Source organism: uncultured Shimia sp. (genome assembly GCF_913054185.1).
Lineage (GTDB): Bacteria > Pseudomonadota > Alphaproteobacteria > Rhodobacterales > Rhodobacteraceae > Shimia.
On sequence record NZ_CAJXIV010000003.1, the window covers coordinates 67,218 to 90,964 of the forward strand.

Below are 23,747 nucleotides of genomic sequence, written 5' to 3' on the forward strand. Positions count from 1 at the left end.
AAATACAAGGTCGGAAAAGGCTGCAATCGTGACTGACACAGACGTCCAACCCACCAAAGACAACGGCTATTTACTGACCTGGCTTTGGCGAAAGTATCTTCACCGTCACAAGTGGCTGCTGATTTTCTCTTCCATTCTCATGGCAATCGAAGGCTCCACGCTCGGCCTCATCGCCTGGATGATGGAACCGATGTTTGACACGGCTTTTTCGGCAGGTAGTGAAACCGCACTTTGGGCGGTTGGCATGGTTTTTGCCGGTATCTTTTTCACCCGCGGCGTAACCAGCATTGGCCACAAGGTCATGATGACCACCGCGGCACAACGCACCTCTGCCGACCTGCGCATCGACTTGCTTGGCCGCATGATGCTGCAAGACAACGCGTTTCATCAAACCCACCCGCCAGGATATCTCATTCAGCGCACGCAATCAGATGTGGGCGCCATTAACGGGGTGTGGAGTTCTTTTATCACTGGCGCTGGTCGTGACTTCATCTCGCTGATCGCCCTTCTCGGCGTTGCTCTGAGCGTGGATTGGCGCTGGACCATTGTGGCCTGTATTGGCACGCCTCTCCTGATCCTGCCGTCTCTGGTGGCGCAACGCTTCGTCCGCCGCCGTGCACGCGAAGCCCGTGATTTGGGTGCAAAAATCGCCACGCGGCTTGATGAAACCTTTCACGGCATCATCCCCACCAAGCTCAACCTTCTGGAAAAATACCAAATTACAAAATTTGGCTTTTTGACTGGCAAACTGGTGCGCGCAGAAGTGCGGGCCACCGCCGGCACATCTTCCATCGCAGCGATGGTGGATTTCACCGCCGGTCTCGGCTTCTTCTGTGTGCTGATTTACGGCGGTGGCGAGATTGTATCTGGTGAAAAATCTATCGGCCAATTCATGAGCTTCTTTACCTCTCTGGGCATGATGTTTGAACCGCTGCGCCGCCTTGCGGGCCTCTCTGGCCGTTGGCAGGTCGCCGCCGCCGCGATCGAACGCCTCAAAGAGCTCATCGAAGCCGAACCCACCATCAAATCTCCCCCCAATCCTGTCGCAGCGCCACAGGGCATTCCGGGCATCACGATGGACAAGGTCAACCTTTCTTATGGCGACGTTACGGTGCTAGACGGCGCCAGTTTTGTGGCTGAGCCCGGCAAAACAACCGCAATTGTGGGCGCATCTGGCGCAGGCAAGTCGACAATCTTTAATGTCCTCACCCGCCTTGTTGATCCCCAAGTTGGGACCAGTCTCATCGACGGCGTGAACAATCGCGACATGAGCCTACCTGACTTGCGCAGCCTGTTTTCCGTGGTGTCACAAGAGGCCATGCTCTTTGATGACACCATCCGGGAGAACATCCTTTTGGATCAAACCAATGTAAGCGAAGAGCGTTTGCAAGAGGTCTTAAAGGCTGCCCATGTCTCTGATTTCCTGCCCAAGCTGGCGGACGGTTTGGACACCCAGGTTGGCCCACGCGGCACCAACTTGTCTGGCGGCCAGCGGCAACGCGTGGTGATTGCCCGCGCCCTGCTGCGTGACACCCCCATCCTGCTGTTGGACGAAGCCACTTCCGCGCTCGACACGCGGTCAGAAACCGTTGTTCAAGCGGCGCTCGACAAGCTGTCCACCGGGCGCACGACATTGGTGATTGCCCACCGTCTCTCAACAGTGCGGGATGCAGACAAAATCCTGGTCATGGACAAAGGTCAGGTTGTGGATGAAGGCACCCACGAAGAGCTGCTTGCGCAAGGCGGCATCTACGCGGACCTTTACGAACTGCAATTCAAAACCAAAGGTGAAACTGCAGAGGCCCGGGCTTTGAAACCTGCCGAAGGCTTCAATGCGGCTCTTCCCAAGCCGAAGCGGTCACTGGTCGCACGTCTCTTTGGCCGTCTGGCCGGACGCGAATAAGCCGCTCAATGACGCCGGTACGCGGCCGCCAGTTTTTCCGGTGACACGCCGCACAAATACCGACCCAACGTCCAAAGGTTGCGCCCACCTCGGCGCAACCAACCCTGAGCCTGATACTTGCGCGGACTGGTAGCGACGAACCCGGGAAGCCGTTGTAATCGCGATCGTCCAAGCGCACGCGCCAGCGCCACGTCCTCCATCAAAGGAATATCGGGGAAACCACCCAGATCCTCATAGAGACGTCGGGAAATCAAAAGTGCCTGATCGCCATACGGCAATCCAAAAAACCGACTTCGCAGGTTGGCCCAGCCAGCCGCAAGCCTCCCAGCCAGGTTGCCTTTGTCAAACGACAATCCAAAATATCCCGCCCTATTGTTTTGCGCCAAATGCGACTCAACTGTTGCGCTCCACCCCTCAGGCAAAACCGTATCAGCATGCACAAACAGCAGCCACTCGCCTTGAGCCTTGACGGCCCCACTCCGCAACTGCCCCCCTCGGGACGGCGCACAGACCACCACTTCGGCGCCAGCCTCCTCAGCAATTTTCAAAGTTGCGTCCTGTGATCCGGCATCCGCCACAATCAGTTCCCGCAACAGGCCGGCCGAAACACCTTCAAACAGCGCACCTAGACAAGCCGGCAGCCCGGCTTCTTCGTTCAATGTCGGAATGACAACACTCACAGGTGCACGCATTTCTTACTCCAGCCCTGTTGCACAGCGACACCGCTTCTATATGACAAGGAAGCGCAAGAACAGGAGCAGCGGCATGTCGACCTCAGATCGCAGCATTTTACGCCTCACAGGCGGCGACACCGAGAGCTTTTTGCAAGGCCTCATCACCAATGACATGACCCACCTCACCGATGGGTTGCTCTACGCGGCCATCCTGACACCACAAGGCAAATACCTCGCCGACTTCTTTCTGAAGCGGGATGGCGACGCCGTTCTGCTGGACGCTTACGCGGCACAAGCCCCCGCCCTACGGCAGCGCCTCACCATGTATAAGCTGCGCGCCGACGTCTCCATTGAGCAGACCGACCTGCACCTCCACCGCGGCCTTGGAGACGCGCCCGAAGACGGCGCCGAAGACCCTCGCACGTCAGCGCTGGGGTGGCGCGCTTATCGTGACGTGCCGCAAGAAGATGACACCACCGAATGGACCGCGCTCTATGTGGTAAATCAGGTGCCGAGTGCCGGCTTGGAGCTGGACCAAAACAGCTTCATTCTCGAAATGGGATTTGAGCGCTTAAACGGCGTCGATTTCAAAAAGGGCTGTTACGTTGGCCAAGAGGTCACAGCCCGCATGAAGCACAAAACCAAGTTGCGCAAAGGCCTGGCTCTGGTTGGCATTGACGGCGACGCGCCCATCGGCACGCCAATCCAACACAACGACAAAGTCATCGGCACCTTGCTCAGTCACGCGGATGATAAAGCCTTGGCCTACCTGCGCTTTGACCGCGCCAGCGAAAACATGACCGCAGGCGATGCCAAAGTTCGCTACCCGGCCTGATCAGCCAACATCTTGCGATAGCGCGTCACCTGCACCTCCGCGCCCTGCCCACGCATCAAGTTTTGGGAATGCCTGTTGAAGCTATGGACCATTGAACGCCACTCCTGAAAGTGGTTTTGCGACATCCATTCTTCCATGGATGCGACAAGTGCTTTGCCAATGCCCTGCCCTCGGCTTTCCTCATCGACGCAAATTTGATCCAAGACCAAATGACGCATCGGATGCAAAAACGGCGACGCGTCCCGCACGACAGGTACGGCCAGCAAGAACCCAGTCACCGCACCATCAACGCTTTCAGCCACAAATATCTGTGCACCCTCTTCGAGCCGCTCCGAGAAGAAGCACATCACTTGCTCTGCCGTAGCGTCGCCGCGGTACTGATCCGGATACTGCGCCTCATGCAGCGCATTCACCTGCGCCGACAACGGCAACAGCTTCTCCACTTCTTCCGCTCTCAAAAGTCTGATCATAAAAAACCTCCAGTGGTGTCACCGGAGGTTTCTCAATCTGGCCCCGGCAAGTTGCGCGGGGAATTTTGTGTCCGGACGCAGGTTATGCGCGCTCGGAATATTCCATGGTCTCGGTGTTCACGACGATACTCTCGTCTTGGCCCACAAACGGCGGCACCATGACTTTTACACCATTGTCCAGGATCGCGGGCTTAAACGAGTTCGCAGCGGTTTGGCCTTTTACAACTGGCTCCGTCTCAACAACCTTGCAGATCACTTTCTGCGGCAACTTGGCGTTCAACGCCTCAGCCTCGTGGAATTCTGCCACAATGGTCATGCCATCTTGCAGAAAGGGGCGGCGCTCGCCCAGCAACTCCGCAGAAATTTGATTCTGCTCATAGGTCTCAGTGTCCATGAAGATCAGCATGCCGTCATCTTCATAGAGGAACTGCTGGTCTTTCTGCTCCAGTCGCACACGCTCAACTTTGTCGGCAGAGCGAAAGCGCTCGTTGAGCTTGGAACCGTTACGCAAATTCTTCATTTCGACCTGCGCAAATGCGCCGCCTTTTCCGGGCTTTACGTGGTCCACTTTCACCGCGGCCCAAAGACCACCGTTGTGCTCCAGCACGTTTCCGGGACGAATTTCGTTTCCGTTGATCTTGGGCATATTAAGAAAACCTAAGCAAAAAAGGTTGATCGGAGGGTTTAGCCTCCTATATCTGCCCAGTCGACAGGTGGCAAGACAACCTGTCGCCGGAAAAATTCGCAGAATGCTATGCAAATTCCGCATAGAAGCTATGCATCTGCGGACTATTCGAATCGGCTTGGATGGTTCATAAGGAGCGCCACGCCGGAAATACAAGAGCAATAACACAAGGACGACGAGATGACCGATTTCGTTGATGCAGCGGCATACAACAATGAACAAGGTAACCGTGCACGCAAGCTGTTCGCAGCTGTGGTTCTCGCGGCCTTGGATGATGCCATTGCAGATGACAAGAAATATGGCAACGGCCCGGAACAGATTGCCCGTTGGGCCCGGTCCCGCGACGGTCGCGAAGTGCTGTCCTGCGCCGGGATCGACCCCAATGAACGTGTGGTCGAAGGCCTGATGGAATTTGTCGGCAAAGGTGTCCGCACCTCGGTTGCGCTGTCGCGCGAAGAGAGCGAACGCCGCAATGCCGCTGCACAGGCCGAAGCCGCCTAAGCACCGTCAAACGCTGCCAATCAAAAAACGCGCCCTTTTGGGCGCGTTTTTTGTTTCTAAATGATGCATGCTGAAAGCCGCTTGTTAACCTATCCCAAGTCGTGCGCCGCCAAAGCCCGATGGATTTCACGCCGCACCAGCTTACGGACATTGCGTGTGATCCGCTCACCAAGTGCCCCCTGAAGCTCTTGCCGCACAATATCCGCCACCATCTCACGTAGCATCGCTTCGTCAATTTCCGCAGCTTCATCCATGGCCTCACCAAAACCATCGGCATGAGACAATTCCACCGCATCAGCCACCTCTTCAGGCATGCTCTCGCGCAACTCATCCACAACAGCGTCCACCATATCCGGCATCACCTCTGCATCGGGCACCTCGATCACGTCCTCGGTTGAAGTGGCATCCCGAAAGTGATGAATCCGCGCTTCCAACACCTGTTTGAAGTCAAACGGCTGCTCTTCATCCATTGCCTCTTCCGGCGAAGAATCACTCACAGCGTCATAAGACATTTCCGCCTCGTCGTGCGTCCAGGTTTCAGCCTCAACCGAAGGATCCGGATCCGGATCCGGAATTTGGCTTTCACCAACGCCGGTGTTTTCAAGCCTATCCTGCTGATCTTCAACGAAATCCACATCCACTTCGGGAATAGGGTCTTCCGTCTCCTCGTCCTCGGCATCGCCGACTTTCAGTGCAACTGTGTCAAAGTCCTCGTCAGCCTCAATCTCGGTAAAAGGAGCTTCATCAACCTCATCCGAATCGTGAGTTCGACCAGTGTCCTCTGCGTCGGCGGACTCGCTTGGCGTATCCGCAACCCGAAGTGCTGGCGTCAAAACCAACGCCAGTGGCACCTCTGATGGTGCGGGCGTTTCCTCTGATAAATCATCTTGAGCAACAGCAGACTCAACGCCAACCGGCCGCACCAAGGGCTCGGCCTCTTCAGCATTTGGCACTGGTCGGTTTTCAGACACAAGCCGCCGAATGGACGTTAAAACATCTTCGATTTCCGTGTTACTCACTGGATCGGACATAGAAATTCACCACTCTTACCTCACGAAGAGTGTAGCCTCTGCGGCTAAGCCATACAACAGATAGGAAAAATGTTATTCTTTCCCAATTGCTTTAAGCACACGGTCTAATTTTTTACCTTGTTCAGACCGCAGCGCAGGCGCGTTTTTCACCATGTTGAAATAGGCTTCGGGGTCATACCGCTCCACCCGCAGGTTCAGGTGATCCACGGTCAAAAGCCCCATGGAGGACAGAACCGCGTAAGCCGCGACAATCTGCACCGCTTGTGCATCAATGCGATCGGCTTCCGCATCCAGCAAGTCCTGCTCAGCGGTCAAGACATCCAGTGTGGTCCGTGCGCCCAGTTTGGCCTCTTCACGCACGCCTTCAAAGGCAATCCGCGACGCTTCAACTTGCCGCGCACTGGCTTGAATTTGCGCACCGGCCGCAATCAGCCGTGCCCAAGCTGTCCCCGCATTTTGACGAATGCTGTGACGCACCACATGCAGGTTCGCCCGTTCAGCATCCCGACGCGCCATAGATTGACGCAGCAACGCCGACAGCCGGCCACCTTGATAGATCGGACCACCCAGCTCGACACCCACACGGGCGGAATCTGAGAACACGGAAGAATCAAAATCCCGCCGGGCCCCGATATTTGTTTTAAGCGTAACAGTTGGCCCCATCGCCGCCCGCGCGCGCTCCACATTAATTTCAGACGCCGAAATCTGGTACTGTGCCTGCAACATCTGTGGATGTGAGCGCACCGCAACAGTTTTGGCTTGATCGACGGACCCTGCGGCTTTTGGAAGGCTGCGCGGTGTCACCAGGTTGCCGGGGCGCTCGCCAACGGCAGCTGCATAGAATTCTTTACTGGCATCCAGATCACCACGTGCCGCGGCCAATTGCGCGCGCGCGCCAGCCAAACGAGCTTCGGCCAACGCCACGTCGGTACGTGTGACTTCACCCACTTCAAACCGATCCTGCGCAGCCTGCAATTCCCGTTCGAGAAGCCGGAGGTTGTTTTGGCGCAATTTGACAAGTTCATCGTCAGACACAACGTCCATAAACGCCTGCACCGCGTTAAACAGCACTGATTGTTCTACAGACACCAACGCCTGACGGGTTGCCAAAACTGATTCTTTTGCCGCCTCAACGGCCAGTTTAGAGTTGCCATTGTCAAACAGCAGCAGATCCGCAGAAACCCCGATATTGGCATAAGGCGTCCAGCCAACGGCCGTGGTCACAGATCCTGCGCCGCTCCGGCCATAGTCGTAGTTGACGTTGCCAAACCAGTTGATGATCGGACGCAGCAGCGCTTGTGAAATCGCCACATCTTCGTCTGCAGCCCGCAGCAACGCTCGGTTTTGCTCGAGCAATCCGCTATGCTCATACGCGGTCGCCAAAGCGTCTGAGAGCGTCTGGCCTTGCGCCGCGCTCATAGACACCACTGAAACGGTCAAGGCCAGCGCACCGCGCCGGACCGCATTTTGTACCTTCTGGAACATGGCTGCTGCCTCCTGCGTATCGTTGGCCTGCTTTTCGGCGGCCTTATAGTTGGAATGCGCGGTCTTTTTCGAATCCGGGCATTACGGGGGCCCCTGCATTGAATGCAAAGGTCCAGTTGATGTCACCATCAAGTTTATAGCCGATGCGCACAACCCCCAAAGCGCCTTCCACAAACAGAGCGGCAATTCGGCCACCCTCTTTGAGTTGCGTCAACAGGCCTTCCGGCATGTGCTCAACACCACCTTGCAACACAACGACATCATAAGGGCCGTGCTCGGCAGCACCGTCCACCAGCGCACCGTGGTGTACCACCGCATTGTCAGCACCCTGCTCGGTCAGGGTACTCTGTGCTTCAGATGCACGCGCGTCATCATCTTCGACAGCGATCACCGCCTCTGCCATCCGCGCAATCACCGCGGACGAATAGCCCAGACCAGCCCCCACATCCAGCACCAGCTCGTCGGTTTGAATATCCAGCGCGTCCAGCATCTTTGCCAATGTGCGCGCATCCAGCACCACCCGCCCCGTGTCCAAGGGTACGCAGGTGTCGACATAAGCCGCATCCCGCAGGCTGTTTGGTACAAAGGCCTCACGTGGCACATTGAGCATAGCCTCAATAACGGTGAACTTTGTCACATCGGATGGACGGATTTGTGTATCAACCATTGTGGTGCGGAGGGTGGCATAGTCGGTCATCGATTTCTCATGTGCTCAGACTCGTGTTGCGTTCTCATGCCACAACCGCGCGTCCGCAGCAACGGTACGCCCCTGTGTTTTCAAATGAATGTGGCAACTCTGCGCACCTTCGCCCAAAACCGCGATCCCCGTAAAGGGAAACTGCCCGGCCCTCATCACGCACTCCGACGTAAAATGCCCTCAAAAAGGGGCTTGCACCTTCTCAAGATTCAGATCATTTATGCGCCCACTCTGAAGCATCACTTCAGAGCACCACGGATGGCGAGTTGGCGGAGTGGTGACGCAGCGGATTGCAAATCCGTGTACACCGGTTCGATTCCGGTACTCGCCTCCACCTCTTCTCGACACAGCTGCTTGTTCATCAGCCCAATTTCGTGTCCTGACACTGTAGCATGCATACCACTGCGCGAGTTTTTGCAGATTATGCCGCACCGTTAATCTTCAATTAACCTTGCAATTCGAGCTGTCCGAACTCATCTTCCGGCTGACCAGAATGGCAAAAAATCACCCAAACTGAATTTAGTGCCTGCCAACAGCGGGCAGACCCAGAATTTGTACAATTAAAAAACAACCAGGTTGCCCATGCCAATTGAAAATCTTTCTTCCCCGCCAGTGAACGCCCCTGCCCCTGACATTGGCAATGGCCCCAACACCGCGCTCATGGTTGATGTCGGTGAGACCGTCACCAGCACGTTTGAACGGTATGACGAGGACATGTTCGGCTTCACTCTGGAAGCCGGAAAAATCTACGAGTTTAACTTCGACTATGCGCCAGGCTCCGGTCACACAGTTGAAGACTATTACACATTCCGCATTGAGATGGCGCGGTATGAGTATAACGACTACACAGGCACATACACAGGTGTCCAAATCTATGGAGATGACTACAGCAATGCCACGCTGCCACTGAAAATTGATGTTACCGGTACCTTCTTCATCAAAGGTTGGCACAGTTCTTCCGGTGTCGAGGAACCCGTCGACTACACCTTCACCGTGAACGAAGTGATTGATCGTGACGGTGGCTCGATAGCAGATGCAACCTCCATCAGCGTCGGTGACCAAATGGATGGCGACCTCGACTACTCTGGCGATGTTGACATGTTTGAGGTGGATCTCGAAGCGGGCAAAAGGTACGCTGTCAACATTACTTTGGGTGATGGCAGCGGGAAGGACTACATCCCCGCCAAAATCCTGGATGATCAAGGCAACGTTGTTGCGGACTTCAACCTCAACACGCCGGATATACTAGTGTTCACCCCATCTGAGGGCGGTACATACTACCTGTCTATGGAGCACATCTGGGGGTCACGTCTACGGGAGCCGTCGCGCAGCCACCTGGGCGAATACGAATTCCAGATTGTCGAAGTAGAAGAAATCGTAGGCACCGGCACCGACGATCGCATCACTGGCACCAATAGTGATGACATCATCCGTGCAGCGGGTGGCAACGACAAAGTTTACTCACTCAAAGGCAACGATGTCGTGCACTTGGGGGCCGGCAATGATTATGTCCGCGCTGGCGGCGGCCGCGAGGAATTTCATGGCGGAAGCGGCCGCGACTCCCTTAGCTACTATGAAAGCTCCAAAGGCGTGACCATCAACTTGGCGACCAACGCTGTATCACGCGGATGGGCCTCCAACGACGTCATCAGCGGGTTTGAAAACGTCTCCGGCTCCCGCATTGGGCATGACAAAATCTATGGCACGGACGGGGCCAATACCATCCGCACCTACGGCGGCAACGACAAGGTCTATGCCGGTGGCGGCACCGACAAAGTCTATCTCGGCGACGGCAACGACTACGTCCGGGTTGGTGGCGGACGCGAAGAATTCCACGGCGGCGATGGCCGCGACACCATCAGCTATTATGACAGCAAAACCGGTGTGAACATCAATCTGCAGACCAACGCGGTCTCGGGGTCCTGGGCAACAAACGACATCATCAGCGGCTTTGAAAACGTCTCCGGCTCCAAAAACGGCTCTGATACGATCCGGGGCACCTCCGGCGCCAACATCATCAAAACTTACGGCGGGAATGACACAATCTCTGCCAGGGACGGCAATGACACAATCTACGGCGGCGACGGCAACGACAAAATCGTTGCGGGTAGCGGCAACGACAAGGTCTATGGCGGCAGCGGCAACGACTACGTCTCCCTTGGCGACGGCAACGACTATGTCAAAGCGGGTGGCGGCCGGGAACGCTTAGATGGCGGCTCTGGCACCGACTACATCAGTTATTATGACAGCTCAGGCGGAATTTGGATCGATCTGGAAGCGGACAGCGTGTCAGGTGCCTGGGGCAGCAACGACAGCATTAAGAATTTCGAGAGCGCCTCTGGATCCAACAAAGGAGCCGATACGATGTATGGGACCTCCGGGTCCAACGTCTTGAAAGGCTACGGCGGCAATGACAAGCTGTACGGTCGCAGCGGCAGCGACAGACTCGATGGCGGGTCAGGCAACGACAGGCTCGACGGTGGCAGCGGATACGACACGCTTAATGGTGGCACAGGCAACGACACCTTGTTTGGCGGATCCTCCAGCGACAGGCTATACGGAGGCAGTGGCAGCGACCGCTTGTTTGGCGGTAGCTCTGGCGATAACCTCCGCGGCGAAAGTGGCAACGACTTTCTCGACGGCGGATCCGGAGACGACCTGCTTTATGGTGGTTCGGGTGCGGACGTGTTCCACTTCAATTTGGGCGATGGCGACGACACTATCTCCGACTTCCAGGATGGCATCGACAAAATTGAAGCTGACGGTTTCAGGGATCTGGATGGTGATGGCAACTATGCAAGATTGTGGCGCGTTGGTTTTTACACTGTGGAAGTCCGCTTTGATAATGGCCAAACACTTACCATCGAGAACATCTACTATGGGCTCATTGGCAACGATGACTTCATTCAGCTGTAGTGCGAACGCAGCACTGAGCCGAAAAAACGGGCGGCCTCTTCCAAGGGCCGCCCATTTTACGTTGGGCAGCCTTCACGCCACGCCTTAACCGGGCTGTGGCACCTCTTCTTCGCAAGGCTACGAAAGCAAGTGATTTGGTGACAAATGTGAAAATATCGCTGCGTTAACCAGCTGTTTACCTTGAATTCTAGGACATCGACAATCACCCTAGGCGCGATCTTAGGAATTGAAATTCTCTAAAAAGAAAATTCGCGCTGCAAACGGGCGCACATCATTTGAAACCCTAAACTGACCTTGGTTCTGCATGACTTTAGAAAACGCTTTGTCCAGCCCGCTCAACACCCCTGAACCCGACATTGGCGACACGCCAGCAACCGCACGCATCGTCGATGTGGGCGAGACGGTCACCAGCACATTTAACCGGTGGGACAGAGACACGATTGGGGTGACTCTGGAAGCTGGCAAAATCTACGAGTTTTCCTGCGCATATGCGCCTGAGTCTGGTCTAAACGCCGAAGACCCCGACACCCTCCGCATCGTCATAGGTAGGTATGAGTATGACGCGGATACGGACAGGCATATCATGCGGGACATCATCAGCGATACCTACCGCGGCTACGATAATCTGCCACAAAGAATTGAAACGTCCGGCACCTTCTTCATCAATTTACAACACCGATCTTTCTATGACGTCGACTACACCTTCACCATCAACGAAGTGACCGATCTTGAAGGCAACACGATCGCAGATGCAACCTCCGTCAACTTCGCGGAACCAACGGCTGGCAGCCTCGACTACGACGGCGATACTGATATGTTTGAAGTGTCTCTCGAAGCAGGCAAACGATACACTATCAATATTACATTGGGTGACGGACGGGGCGAGGAATATATCCCCTTCAAAATTCTGGACGATCAAGGCAACCTCGTTACTGATTTCAATCTCAAATCCGCTGACATACTCGCGTTCACACCATCCGAGGACGGCGCTTTCTACCTGTCTATGGGACACACCTGGGAGGAAGAGGCAGGGGATAGAACTACGAGGTACAGCCACCTGGGCGAATACAACTTCCAAATCATTGACACTGAAGACATTGTAGGCACCGGCACCCACGATCGCATCACCGGCACCAACAGTGATGACATCATCCGCGCAGCGGGCGGCAACGACAAAGTCTACTCGCGCCAAGGCAATGACATCGTGTACCTGGGCGATGGCAATGACTATGTCCGTGCCGGCGGCGGCCGCGAGGAGTTCCACGGCGGAGCCGGCAAAGACTCCCTAAGCTACTATGACAGCTCCAAAGGCGTGACCGTCAACTTGGCAACAAGCGCTGTATCCCGCGGCTGGGCATCCAACGATGTCATCAGCGGCTTTGAAAGCGTGTCCGGCTCCCGCATTGGCCATGACAAAATTTATGGAACGGACGGATCCAACACCATTCGCACCTACGGTGGCAACGACAAGGTCTATGCCGGTGGCGGCACCGACAAAGTCTATCTCGGCGACGGCAACGACTACGTCCGGGTTGGTGGCGGACGCGAAGAATTCCACGGCGGCGATGGCCGCGACACCATCAGCTATTATGACAGCAAAACCGGTGTGAACATCAATCTGCAGACCAACGCGGTCTCGGGGTCCTGGGCAACAAACGACATCATCAGCGGCTTTGAAAACGTCTCCGGCTCCAAAAACGGCTCTGATACGATCCGGGGCACCTCCGGCGCCAACATCATCAAAACTTACGGCGGGAATGACACAATCTCTGCCAGGGACGGCAATGACACAATCTACGGCGGCGACGGCAACGACAAAATCGTTGCGGGTAGCGGCAACGACAAGGTCTATAGCGGCAGCGGCAACGACTACATCTCGCTTGGGTTCGGCGATGACTACGTCAAGGCTGGTGGCGGCCGGGAGCGTTTTGACGGCGGATTCGGCAACGATTACATCAGCTACTTCGACAGTCCCACCGGCGTGAATATTAATCTGGAAAACAACAGAGTTTCCGGTGGCTGGAGTGCCAACGACACCATCGACAACTTTGAAGGCGCTTCAGGGTCTAATCGCGGACACGACAACATAGGGGGCAACGATTTTTCGAATCTGTTACGGGGCAACGGGGGTAATGACACGCTTTATGGCGACCGCGGAAACGACCTGCTTTATGGCGGCCGCGGAAACGACGAACTATACGGCGGCAGCGACATTGACGTCCTTTTCGGAGGCACGGGAAATGACACCCTTAACGGCGGGGTTGGCAACGACACACTGACAGGTGGCACAGGCGTGGATGTGTTCCAATTTCACCGCTTCCATGGCAACGACACCATCACCGACTTTAAAGACAACGTGGACACACTTGAACTACACGGCTTCAGAGATACAGACGGTGACGGGCAAATCGCCCTGATCTACGGCTTCGACTCGCGCCCTGGTATCGAGATTCGTTTTGACAATGGGCAATCATTGTTCATTGAAACTCTCTATCACTGGCAAATTGGGGACGACGTGGTGCAACTGTGATTGACCCCAGAAACAAAAACCAAAACAGGCGGCCTGTTCCCAAGGCCGCCCGTTTTGTGTCTGCTTGATCTCACGCCACACCCAGAGTTGGCTTGCGCACCACCTCGCGGGCCGTCTCGCCGTAAAGCTGCGCCAACTTGTCCTGCACCGACACGCCCAACACGCCGGGGAACAGCGCGTCAATTTCCGCCCGCGCCCCCGCATTCATCGCCTGCAACGCCATGGGCCCCGGATAGAGACTCTCGCTGGGGCTGCCGTTGGAAAACACTATCTGGTGGCGCTCAAACATAATATGAAAATAGGTCACATCCTGCTTGCCCTGCGCCACACGGGTGCCTTTCACAAACCGGTGCAGGTGAGTAGCCCGCACCAAAATATCGGTGCCCGGCAGCAATACGCCGTGCTGGGGCGACACCAGCAGTGGACGATCGACACCCAACACGCCCGCATTGATATGGATTGGCCGCAATTTCGGCTGTGCACCGAGTTGGGAGCGCGTCAAAGAGGTATTGCCGATCCACACAATCGGCTGCGGCCCGCTGTCCATGGTGGTGACCAAATCCCCCGGCTTTAAGCTCTCGATTGGCCGCTCTCCCTGCGGGGTCAGGATCATCGTGCCAGTGGTAAAGCACACCACACCGGTGTTGTCCGAGGTGAGATCCACATTCCCGGTGAACGCCAGACTGCCATCGCCAAATTGCGTATTGTTGGAGTAATCCACCACGTTGCCTTTGGCGTCCAGCGTGTTGGACTGGTTGAGCACACCATCATCCGCCAAGTCGGCATGCATTTCATGCACGTGATCATAGTGCCCGCTTAGGTCAACAAAATCGTTGTTGGTGTTGTCGCCATCCCGCAGCGCACCGGTGTTGCCGGTGTTAAAGTCGCCAATAGTGTCATTGCCGCCACTGACCACAAACACATCATCACCAGTGCCGCCATGGAGCTTGTCGTCGCCCTCACCGCCATCCAGGGTGTCTTGGCCGCCTTCCCCGAAAATCGTGTCGTTGCCCATTTCGCCATAGACAACGTCGTCCCCTTCACCGGCGTAAATGGTGTCGTCGCCTCCATCTTCGGCTGCAATCGAGTCCCATCTTTCCGCCATCAAGTAGTTGTTGTCGCTAAAGACGCTGTCCAGGGAGATCGACTGGATGGGTTTGCTCGACAACAGCGCCATGTCGTCGTTGTTGGAATACTCAGGTGCCAAATAGAAATCACCATCAACCGTCTGAAAGACAACCGCCGTAAATGTGCCCGTTGATCCATCCTCAAACGTCACTGTCGCTTGATAGCCGGCATTGTTGTCCAACACCTGCTCCACGCCGTCAATTTTCATCTCGGACGCAGCGCCAGACGCCATCTCGTTGTTTTCGTCTACACCACCGTCGCCATCAAAGTCGCTGATATCAACACGGACGGTTTGCCCGGAAATGGGAGTGTCTGACGAGTCATAACTGCCCAAAAGGCTGGCCGCGTTGTGGGAGTACCCGGTGGATTCATCTCCATCCAAATCGGTGCCATTGCCAAGGAAATACGCATTCCAGCTGGAATGGATCTGCCATTCTTCGCCCGGATTACTATCAGCGTCGCCATAAATTGTGTCGTTGCCTGTGCCACCAGAAATGAAATCCGAATTGCCGCCGCCTTCAATCGAGTCCGCGCCGTCCTGTCCGTAGATCACATCCTGACCGTCGCCACCTGAAACGGTGTCATCGCCACCATCTGCCCTGATCGTGTCGTTGCCGCCAGCGCCGTTTATATTGTCTGCCCCGCCGGTGATCTGATCTCCATGACTATCGGTGTAGCCCAACGCCATATCATCTCCGGCTGCGGAGCCGTCCACGACACCGTCGGCTGCGACCTCATCGTCATCGTCGGCCTCATCGTCATCATAATCCCCAACCACCCGATCACTAATCAAATCATTGCCGGCAGCGGCCACGCTGTTCAGCGTTAGGGACTGGATGGGCTTGGCCTCCAGCGCATATTGATCGTTGTTGTCTACATACTCTGGCGCAAGAAAGGTCTGGCCATCGGTGGCCTGAAACACCACCGCCGTGATGTTAGCCGTCGTGCCATCGGCATAGGTGATTGTCGCGTTGTAATCGACCAAGCCGTCAAAAGTGAGCGGCGCACCGCCATCAATTTGGAACTGATCATTCGCTTGGCTATTGTCGATATAGTATTCTTCATAATCGGAATTGTACTGACTCATGGTCACCACATTGCTTGACAGCGGCGCATTTGCGCCGCCAAGCGTCTGTCCTACGAGGCTCTCCGCATTCTCAGATGTGTAGTTGCCTTCAACCGGGTCAAGTTCCGCAAAGGTTCCGAGGTAGAAAACGTCAAAAGTTGTGGCCATAACCGAGGCTCCAGAATCAAGTTGGAGTCTCGATCTAAGAGATGCGGATTAAATCAACGCCAAGATTGCTGTCGGGCTTCGCAACAAAACAATTTCAATATTTTACAGATTTGAAATTGGAACAACCATCGGGAGACAAAGGAAAATCGCCCTCACGCGCTGCGCTTAAGCCGCGCCCTCTACAGGCGGATCACCGGCCTCAATTACATCTGTCGCACGCGCGTCCAGTAAACGTTGCTGAAACTGCACCATCCACTCTATCAGCGCGGCTTTACGGATCGGCTTGGTCAGGAAGTCATCCATACCCGCGTCCAAACAAGCCCGCATCTCCTCGTCAAAAGCATGGGCAGTCAAAGCAACGATGGACGGTTGGGGAATCTTCAGACCACGGATTTTCCGCGTCGCTTCCAACCCGCTCATCCGCGGCATGGACATGTCCATAAACACAAGATCAGGCCCAAAGCTCTGCACCTGATCCACCGCTTCGACACCATCGTTGGCAAAGGCCAAGTCGATGGGTTGATCCGCTAGATATTTCTTCAACAGGAACCGATTGGTCTTGTTGTCCTCCGCCACCAGCACCCGCAGCCCAGGCACAAGCGTCAGAGGAACGCCCTGCGCGATCTTGCCGGGGGCCTCATAAGACAGATCCGCCTCGTCATAGGGGAATTCCATGCGGAAACTGGCGCCTTCGCCCTCTTCAGAGTGTACCGAAATGGCGCCTCCCATCACATCAAGTATGTGTTTGGAAATCGAGAGCCCCAATCCCGTACCGCCAAATTTGCGCGTGGTTGCGGCTTCAGCCTGGGTGAAATGGTCAAAGATATGGGCCTGATTTTCTTTCGAAATGCCAATGCCGGTGTCTGTGACCTCTACAATCAACCGCTTTCCATGCGCATCGGCCTGATGGCCCAGCTTCAGGTAGACGCCCCCTTCTTCGGTGAACTTGATCGCATTGCCAACAATATTGGTAACCACCTGCCGCAAGCGACCATCATCCGCTTTGATAAATTCCGGCGCCGTGCTGTCGACATGACAAGTAAGCTCCAAACCTTTGCTGCGCGCCGCGGGAGTCAACAGATCCAGTGTTTCTTGAACACAAGCACGCGGTGAGAAACTCACCGGATGTAATTCCATTCGACCCGCGTCCAGCTTGGAAAGATCCAGAATATCATTGATAATCGCCATAAGCGCTTGTGACGACCCGCGGATCGTATCGGCGTAGCGTTCTTGCTCCGTATCCAGTGTTGTTTCCGACAAAAGGTCGGCCATCCCGATCACCCCCGTCAGTGGGGTGCGGATCTCGTGGCTCATATTGGCCAAAAACTCGGACTTGGCCCGCGCGCCTTCTTCCGCAGCCTGACGCGCCTTGCCCATTTGCTCCGCCAATTTACGTGATTCCGTCACATCCCGCTCGATCGAGACAAAGAATTCCGGCTCGCCGTCTAGGCCCTGAATAGGGAACAGGTTCACGTCCAACCAAATTTTGCGTCCATCGCGGGTGACGTTTTGCACTTCACCACGAAACGGCTGGCCAGCTTCAACCGCCAGGTCAATGGTGTTGATCGCTTTCAACGCATGGTCCGCGCCGGTCAGCAAATCAGCAATAATCGCGCCTTTGGCTTCCACAAATGAAAACCCTGTGACCCGGGTAAAGGCATCGTTGACCCAAACAATCCGCCGTTCGCGATCGGTGATGATTACACTGTCATTGGCATGCCGCGCCACGAGAGAGAGCTGCTGCAACTCGGTCTGATGCCGGTTCATACGGGCATACATGAGCTTCATCTCAGATTTTTGCTGCTCCAAATCCTGCGTGATGCGGAAATTGCTCATGCCGGACTTGGTGAACGCCAGGAACATATACAGCATGCAGAACACCAGCATGGTGCCCGCCACATCCATCATGACAAACGGCGTCCAGCTTTCGGCCCAGAGCGCCTGCAATCCCACGTAAATGAACGGGGCCACGAGGTAAAAGGACAACCGCGTGAATGCCGCTGCCGGGTTCTTTGGCAGCACAATCGCCGCGTTCACCGCCCCCAGCCCCAAAGCGCCAATCACAAACAGTATATTGGCTTCGTCGCCGAGCTTAAAGTAGTAGACCGACACGCCAGCCACCACGCTCAGGCCTTGCAACGCGCTGGTCAATGTTGCGCATCTTTGGCCACGCTTCAGGCTGCCCACCAAGGCCTCCCGCCTCACATAGGTTCGCAACAGAAGGCAATCAATTGTGTCCCCGGCCAACAGAATGGCAAGGCTCAGCAAAACCGGGAGCAACTCTACGGCATAGTAGCCAATCGAGCACCCAATAAAGTATAGCGCAAGACGCACTGGCAGCCGTTGAACCCGCTCGTCAGCATAAGCCAGCAACAGCTTCCGCCGTGCGCGAGTCTCAGTTTCCTGCGCTGATGGCCCCGCAATCGGGCTGAACACTGTTGAGGTATTGTTCATGGGGTGGTCTGGTTAGGGTTTCGCTTTCGCGTGAAGTAAAGCCTTCAAAAGGTTAACATTCGCTAACAACATGCAAAGTGCGTTTGGCTGTCAGAGATCCCGCAAGTTGCTCTGACGCAAATCTACTGTGTTTGCGATCGGTATGACCGGTTTGCAACCAATTCGGCCGTGAAACGACCGGAGGCCTTCTGGCTCTAACCTCTCCTCTGCTTAGTCTTTTCTTGTTAGCGACGCATCGGTGATTCGCCTCCAAATATCCTCAGGACACAGGAGACACGCGCTTTGGTCCTTCAAAACGCTGCCAAAAACCACCGTTACGACTCTCACTTCGCCCATTCTAGGCGTCGCCGCGCGGACTATGGACCAGGCCAATTCATCGCGCAACAGTTACAAAAGTCGCAAGAATGCCGCCCATCATCTGACTTTAGCTGTGCTTGAGTAAGACCAATTCAAAGCCTTCCTCGGCACTTGGTACTTCAAAATGCGACGCCAAATGATCAAATTCGTCCATCGTTAGCTGAAATGGATGTGTCCCGGTTTGGTTCCGCGCCATCGCCCGATTGCGACAAATCGCCTGTGGTACATCAAGGTGGTGTAGCCGTGCCCGTAGCTCGGCTTGCCCCGCCAAATCACTCAGCCAGCGTCGCGTCGTGCGCGTGTTGGCAGGGAAATCCATCACCACCGTTTGCCCAGCCTGCAAAAGCGCCACCACATGTGGCGCCATGACATGACGCAACCGCGCGGAGCAGCGCACGTAATCTGCAAGGCTGTGCAACTCGTCTTTAAAAAGCGCAGACAGCCACTGGTCTTCGGAAATCACAACCCCGCCCATTTCAGAGGCCAAGCGTTTGGCCAAAGTGGACTTCCCGGAGGCGGCCAATCCACACATCAAATGAAGGCTAGGAGGAGAAACAGACATGGGAAACCCCTGTCAGAAAAATGGAAAGGCGTAACGATACGTGTCCCGGCCTGATCTTTCAGACCGGGCTGATAATGCTGATTGCGCGCAGTGCCACATATGTTTCGGGTGCAAATTCCATGCCGCTGCCTAGACAGATCAGTTCACTCTGTCCAGTCGCAATGCGGCGCGGGGCAACTTATCGGCGGGCAGCTTAGCTTTCCGCCGGTGACAACCGGCTGGACAGCAAATCACCAGTTTCGGCCAAAATCGGATACCCCACCATCGCAAAGGACGTGTTCACCTGTTTTAGCACGCGCAGCGTTTCCTGATGGATATTGCTGGTCTCAATGCTCTCAGACAGCCCCTCATGCAAACGCCGCAGATGTTTGCGCTGCAGCTTCTGCTCCACGCCACGCACCTTCTCTTTCTGCGCCACCAACTCGCGCGCATCATCCGGTTGCCCCGCCATCATCACGCTCAGCGCCAGCTGTACATTCGCCAACACGCGATCGTGGAAGTCACAGATTTCCTGTCGTCCTGCGCTTGAGAAATTCAGCCCTTCCAAATCCATCCGACGTGCTAGTTCCACCAGATTGCGCGCCAGCACATCTGACGCCGCTTCAAGATTGGCAGCCAATAACGACAGCTCCATAGAGCCTTTCACCGTCGCCTCATCCAGCTCATGCCGGTTCAAATCGGCCAGGTAGAGCTTGATCTCCTTGTGGATTTTGCGCACTTCCACGTCATTCGCTCGGATGGCCTCAGCACTCGCATCACTCCAAGTGTCAAACAATCTCTGCCCCGCAATCAACATCGTCTCCACCCGCTCGCCCATGCGCATCATTTCGCGAGACGCATTGGCCAATGCCCGTGTCGGCGTCTCCAGGGCACTTGGATCAAGAGCAGACGCAATCGCGCTTTCATCCGCCATCGGCGCTGCCACAAACCGGCCCGCAAGCTTGGCAAACATATCCACAAACGGCAGGGCCAACATGCACAGCACCGCGTTAAACACGAGATGCAGGTTGATGGTCTGTGTCGCTGCCGAGCTGCCGAGCCACGACAGGTCTACCTCGACAAACCGCAGGCCCAACAGCACCAGCACCGCTCCGCCACCGCGCAAGCCCAGATTGGCGACCACAATTCGTCGCGCCTCCGGCTCAGCCGCCAATGTCAGCACATAAGCAATCATCGCCCCGCCAAGGTTGGCGCCAAGCACCATCGCCATGGCGGCTTCTGTCGGCAACGCGCCCTGCGCCACCAAAGTTACAAACAGCAGCACAGCTGCCACGCTGGAATGCACCATCCAGGCAAAAATCGCGCCAATCACAAAAGCCGCAAACAGGTCCGCCCCCAGATAGGACAGCATCCGCAGCGCCGCCTCGCTTTCCATTAACGGCGCAGTGGCCGCCCGCAACATGTCCAACGAAACAAAAATCAGCGCCAAGCCAATCAGGATGCGCCCGGTCTGCCGCACCCGCCGCTGCTGCCCTCGCAAAAACAGCGCAGTCCCCAGCACCAATAGCAAGGGGATCAACCAGGTCTGCCGCACCAACAGAACCTGCGCCACCAGCGCCGATCCCACATCTGCCCCCAAGATAATTGCCAGCCCAACCGGCACGGCGACCGCACCATTGGCGGCAAAATTCGACACCAGCATTGCGACGGCGGTGGAGCTTTGCAGCAACATCGACACCACCAAACCGGCCCCAGCCGCCAGGCCACGGTTTTTTGACGACCGCCGCAACCAAAGCCTGAGCTGCACCGAAAAGGCGCGCTCCATTCCAGTGCGCACCAAGCGCACAGCCCAAATCAGAAGCGCCGCCGCGCCGGCAATATTTATCAGGAATAGGAGCATGGTATGTGTCTACGTCCACTTCTTCTTATTGGGTCACCTGCGCTGTGCCTGGACATCGCAATGTCCAGGCCTACGAGGCCGCCGAAGCCTTCTCTATTAAGGCATTGTCCAGCAAAATGCCCGTTTTGCGAGATCGCGTCCGGTCACAAACCGGCATCTCACTGGCCAAGACCGGCCCATCATACTGGCTGTGGTGGTTTATTCCGCCACCATCTGAGCCACATCTTCGCTCCAGACCAGTCCCCGCTCGAGCAACACACGCTGCGCGCGCCCTGGATAATCCGTGACAATGCCATCCACGCCCGCATCGATCACGCGGTGCATCTCATCCACTTCATTCACGGTCCAAGTCGACACCAATAGGCCCAGCTCATGAGCATGCGCCACCGCTTCTGCCGTCACATCCGCATAAAAAGGACACCACATCTGCCCTCCCGCCTCAGCCACCGCTTGCGGAACAGGCATGCCCAGGCTTGAGAAATCCGGTGCAACGGATTTGGAGGAATCCTCCCCCAATTCCCTGGCGTTCTCCGGCAGTTTTGTCAGGAACGACCGCGGCATATCCGGCGCAATACGCCCGCACGCCTCAAGTAGGTTCCAATCAAAGCTGTGCAAGACCGTGCGGTGCTCCAGCCCCCGCGCCCGCACGGCATTGACCGCTTCAGACACCAAAGTTTCAGCAACGTGACTGTCCCCTGCAAACTGCGGATCAGATTTCATTTCCAACAGAAACAGCATCTCCGCGCCTTGCGGCGTGAGCGCCATATCCAACAGATCACCCAACGTAGGCACGCGAATACCGGACATAAACACCTGATCCGGAAACCGCTGACCGTACACCGTGCGCCCGTCCAATCCTCCCACGTCGTAAGACTGAAGTTGTGACAGCGGCAATTCTGACACTTTGAGCTCTTCACCCTCAAGCCATTTGCCATCCACCCCACGTGTCGCCGCATTCAACAAGTGGTGGTTGTGCGTCACAACTGGCACCTGATCCTGCGTCAGAACCACGTCAAACTCCAACGCCACAACGCCAGATTTTACCGTGAACGCAAACCCCTCAAGCGTGTTCTCCGGCATCACACCACGCGCGCCCCGATGCCCAATCAGCCGGACCAATCCTGGCGCACCGCGAAAACCATTTAACTGAGGAAACTGCGTCATACGTCGATCCGTTTGCCTGTAGTCACGTCAAAAATATGCAATTCTTCAGCTGCCGCGGAGAAGCTCATCAAGGTGCCAGCTTCCGCAGTCACATGCCCAGGAACACTTGCCACAAACTCCGAGTCAGAACCTTCAAGAACCCCGTGAACCAGCGTGTTGGCGCCCAATTGCTCAACCATTTGTACGGTGATGCGAATGGCGCCCGCGTCATCCTGAACCAAATGCTCCGGCCGCACGCCAAGCGTTACCTTGCCATTGGCCTGCGCCTCGCCGTCCAGCGTTGCACCATTGGCCAGCGCCAAGGTGCCGCCATTGGCGTCGGCCGGCAGGAAATTCATCGACGGGCTGCCAATGAAGCCTGCGACAAACACCGTAGCCGGGCGGTCATAGAGCTCAATTGGCGTGCCGAATTGCTCGACATACCCACCATTCAGAACCATCAACCGATCGCCCAACGTCATCGCTTCCACCTGATCGTGGGTCACATAGATCGAGGTCACGCCCAATCGCTGCTGCAGCTTGCGGATTTCCAAACGCATCTGCACCCGCAGTTTCGCGTCCAGGTTCGACAACGGCTCATCAAACAGGAACACCTGTGGATTGCGCACAATGGCGCGCCCCATGGCCACCCGCTGACGTTGCCCACCGGACAGCTGGCGCGGCTTGCGGTCCAGATACGCACCAATCTCCAAAATCTCCGCCGCCTCTTGCACACGACGGTCAATTTCACTTTTGGAGATTTTGCGGATTTTCAGCCCATAAGCCATGTTTTCGCGCACGGACATATGCGGATACAGCGCGTAGTTTTGGAACACCATCGCGATGTCGCGATCGGCAGGCTCCAGCTTGTTGACCACTGTGTCACCAATGCTGATCTCGCCCGAGGTCACGGTCTCAAGACCGGCAACCATGCGCAAAAGCGTGGATTTGCCACAGCCCGACGGGCCTACGATGACGATCAGCTCGCCATCTTCGATTTGCCCTTCAACGTGGTGCAGGACTTCGACATCGCCATAAGTTTTGACAAGGTCTTTGAGTGTAATGGATGCCATTGCAGGATACCCGTTATTTATCAGTTTCAGTGAGGCCCTGCACAAAGAGCCTTTGCATGCCAACAACCACAAACACTGGCGGGATCATCGCCAAAAGTGCGGTCATCATGATGATGTTCCACTGCGGCGATTGCTCGGCAGCCTCCAGCATCTGTTTGATGCTCATCACAATGGTGGTCATGTCAGTGTCAGTGGTGATCAGCAGCGGCCAGAGGTACTGGTTCCAGCC

Annotated in this window: 17 protein-coding genes, 1 tRNA gene and 1 pseudogene; 6 read left to right on the plus strand and 13 right to left on the minus strand. The window is 55.9% G+C overall.

The annotated features are described in order from the left end of the window. Positions 1–28 precede the first annotated feature (28 nt). Positions 29–1,903, plus strand: a complete 1,875-nt coding sequence (locus QZ517_RS01365; protein ID WP_294220857.1) for an ABC transporter ATP-binding protein — start codon at positions 29–31, stop codon at positions 1,901–1,903. Between the two features lie 5 nt (positions 1,904–1,908). On the opposite strand, the gene QZ517_RS01370 is transcribed toward QZ517_RS01365, so the two are convergent. After that, positions 1,909–2,595 (minus strand): TIGR04283 family arsenosugar biosynthesis glycosyltransferase, encoded by a 687-nt coding sequence (locus QZ517_RS01370; RefSeq protein WP_294220860.1) that lies wholly within the window; start codon positions 2,593–2,595, stop codon positions 1,909–1,911. A gap of 73 nt (positions 2,596–2,668) precedes the next feature. Between QZ517_RS01370 and QZ517_RS01375 the strand changes: the two genes are divergently transcribed. Beyond that, on the plus strand, positions 2,669–3,412 hold the full coding sequence (locus QZ517_RS01375; RefSeq protein ID WP_294220864.1) for a folate-binding protein: 744 nt from the start codon (positions 2,669–2,671) through the stop codon (positions 3,410–3,412). Here QZ517_RS01375 and QZ517_RS01380 read toward each other — a convergent pair. Together QZ517_RS01380 and efp are read right to left on the minus strand one after the other, a co-directional pair. After that, complete coding sequence (locus tag QZ517_RS01380; protein ID WP_294220868.1) at positions 3,400–3,882, minus strand: GNAT family N-acetyltransferase; 483 nt, start codon at positions 3,880–3,882, stop codon at positions 3,400–3,402. The genes QZ517_RS01375 and QZ517_RS01380 overlap by 13 nt on opposite strands. 82 nt (positions 3,883–3,964) lie before the next feature. Then, on the minus strand, positions 3,965–4,528 hold the full coding sequence (gene efp / locus QZ517_RS01385) for an elongation factor P (RefSeq protein WP_294220873.1): 564 nt from the start codon (positions 4,526–4,528) through the stop codon (positions 3,965–3,967). Positions 4,529–4,747: 219 nt separating this feature from the next. On the opposite strand from efp, the gene QZ517_RS01390 reads away from it, so the two are divergent. Continuing rightward, positions 4,748–5,068 (plus strand): DUF6280 family protein, encoded by a 321-nt coding sequence (locus QZ517_RS01390; protein ID WP_209065235.1) that lies wholly within the window; start codon positions 4,748–4,750, stop codon positions 5,066–5,068. An 89-nt stretch (positions 5,069–5,157) separates the two neighbouring features. Here QZ517_RS01390 and QZ517_RS01395 read toward each other — a convergent pair whose 3' ends face one another. From QZ517_RS01395 to QZ517_RS01405, 3 genes are all read right to left on the minus strand, one after another. Further along, positions 5,158–6,099, minus strand: coding sequence for a hypothetical protein (locus QZ517_RS01395; protein WP_294220880.1), 942 nt, complete (start codon positions 6,097–6,099; stop codon positions 5,158–5,160). Positions 6,100–6,171: 72 nt separating this feature from the next. Further along, the gene (locus QZ517_RS01400; RefSeq protein WP_294220883.1) at positions 6,172–7,584 is read right to left on the minus strand and encodes a TolC family outer membrane protein; all 1,413 of its coding nucleotides are present in this window, start codon (positions 7,582–7,584) and stop codon (positions 6,172–6,174) included. Between the two features lie 43 nt (positions 7,585–7,627). After that, a complete protein-coding gene (locus QZ517_RS01405) occupies positions 7,628–8,281 on the minus strand; it encodes a protein-L-isoaspartate O-methyltransferase (RefSeq protein ID WP_294220886.1) in 654 nt (217 codons plus the stop codon). A 260-nt stretch (positions 8,282–8,541) separates the two neighbouring features. On the opposite strand from QZ517_RS01405, the gene QZ517_RS01410 reads away from it, so the two are divergent. The 3 genes from QZ517_RS01410 (at position 8,542) to QZ517_RS01420 (ending at position 13,727) form a co-directional block, all read left to right on the plus strand. Further along, positions 8,542–8,615 (plus strand) — tRNA-Cys (locus QZ517_RS01410). Positions 8,616–8,863: 248 nt separating this feature from the next. Continuing rightward, a complete protein-coding gene (locus QZ517_RS01415; protein ID WP_294220889.1) occupies positions 8,864–11,197 on the plus strand; it encodes a calcium-binding protein in 2,334 nt (777 codons plus the stop codon). Positions 11,198–11,501: 304 nt separating this feature from the next. Continuing rightward, complete coding sequence (locus QZ517_RS01420; protein WP_294220893.1) at positions 11,502–13,727, plus strand: calcium-binding protein; 2,226 nt, start codon at positions 11,502–11,504, stop codon at positions 13,725–13,727. A 70-nt stretch (positions 13,728–13,797) separates the two neighbouring features. On the opposite strand, the gene QZ517_RS01425 is transcribed toward QZ517_RS01420, so the two are convergent. The 7 genes and pseudogenes from QZ517_RS01425 to QZ517_RS01455 form a co-directional block, all read right to left on the minus strand. Next, positions 13,798–16,089 (minus strand): Hint domain-containing protein, encoded by a 2,292-nt coding sequence (locus QZ517_RS01425; protein WP_294220895.1) that lies wholly within the window; start codon positions 16,087–16,089, stop codon positions 13,798–13,800. A 165-nt stretch (positions 16,090–16,254) separates the two neighbouring features. Then, a complete protein-coding gene (locus tag QZ517_RS01430) occupies positions 16,255–18,543 on the minus strand; it encodes a PAS domain-containing hybrid sensor histidine kinase/response regulator (RefSeq protein WP_294220898.1) in 2,289 nt (762 codons plus the stop codon). 424 nt (positions 18,544–18,967) lie between these two features. After that, positions 18,968–19,462 (minus strand): ATP-binding protein, encoded by a 495-nt coding sequence (locus QZ517_RS01435; protein WP_294220901.1) that lies wholly within the window; start codon positions 19,460–19,462, stop codon positions 18,968–18,970. Positions 19,463–19,655: 193 nt separating this feature from the next. Then, positions 19,656–21,302 (minus strand): Na/Pi cotransporter family protein, encoded by a 1,647-nt coding sequence (locus QZ517_RS01440; RefSeq protein ID WP_294220904.1) that lies wholly within the window; start codon positions 21,300–21,302, stop codon positions 19,656–19,658. Between the two features lie 198 nt (positions 21,303–21,500). Next, on the minus strand, positions 21,501–22,466 hold the full coding sequence (locus tag QZ517_RS01445; RefSeq protein ID WP_294220907.1) for a glycerophosphodiester phosphodiesterase family protein: 966 nt from the start codon (positions 22,464–22,466) through the stop codon (positions 21,501–21,503). Beyond that, the gene (locus QZ517_RS01450; RefSeq protein ID WP_294220910.1) at positions 22,463–23,518 is read right to left on the minus strand and encodes a sn-glycerol-3-phosphate import ATP-binding protein UgpC; all 1,056 of its coding nucleotides are present in this window, start codon (positions 23,516–23,518) and stop codon (positions 22,463–22,465) included. The genes QZ517_RS01445 and QZ517_RS01450 overlap by 4 nt, the downstream gene beginning before the upstream one ends. Before the next feature lie 13 nt (positions 23,519–23,531). Continuing rightward, a pseudogene (locus tag QZ517_RS01455) lies at positions 23,532–23,747 on the minus strand (glycerol-3-phosphate transporter); the annotation flags it as partial.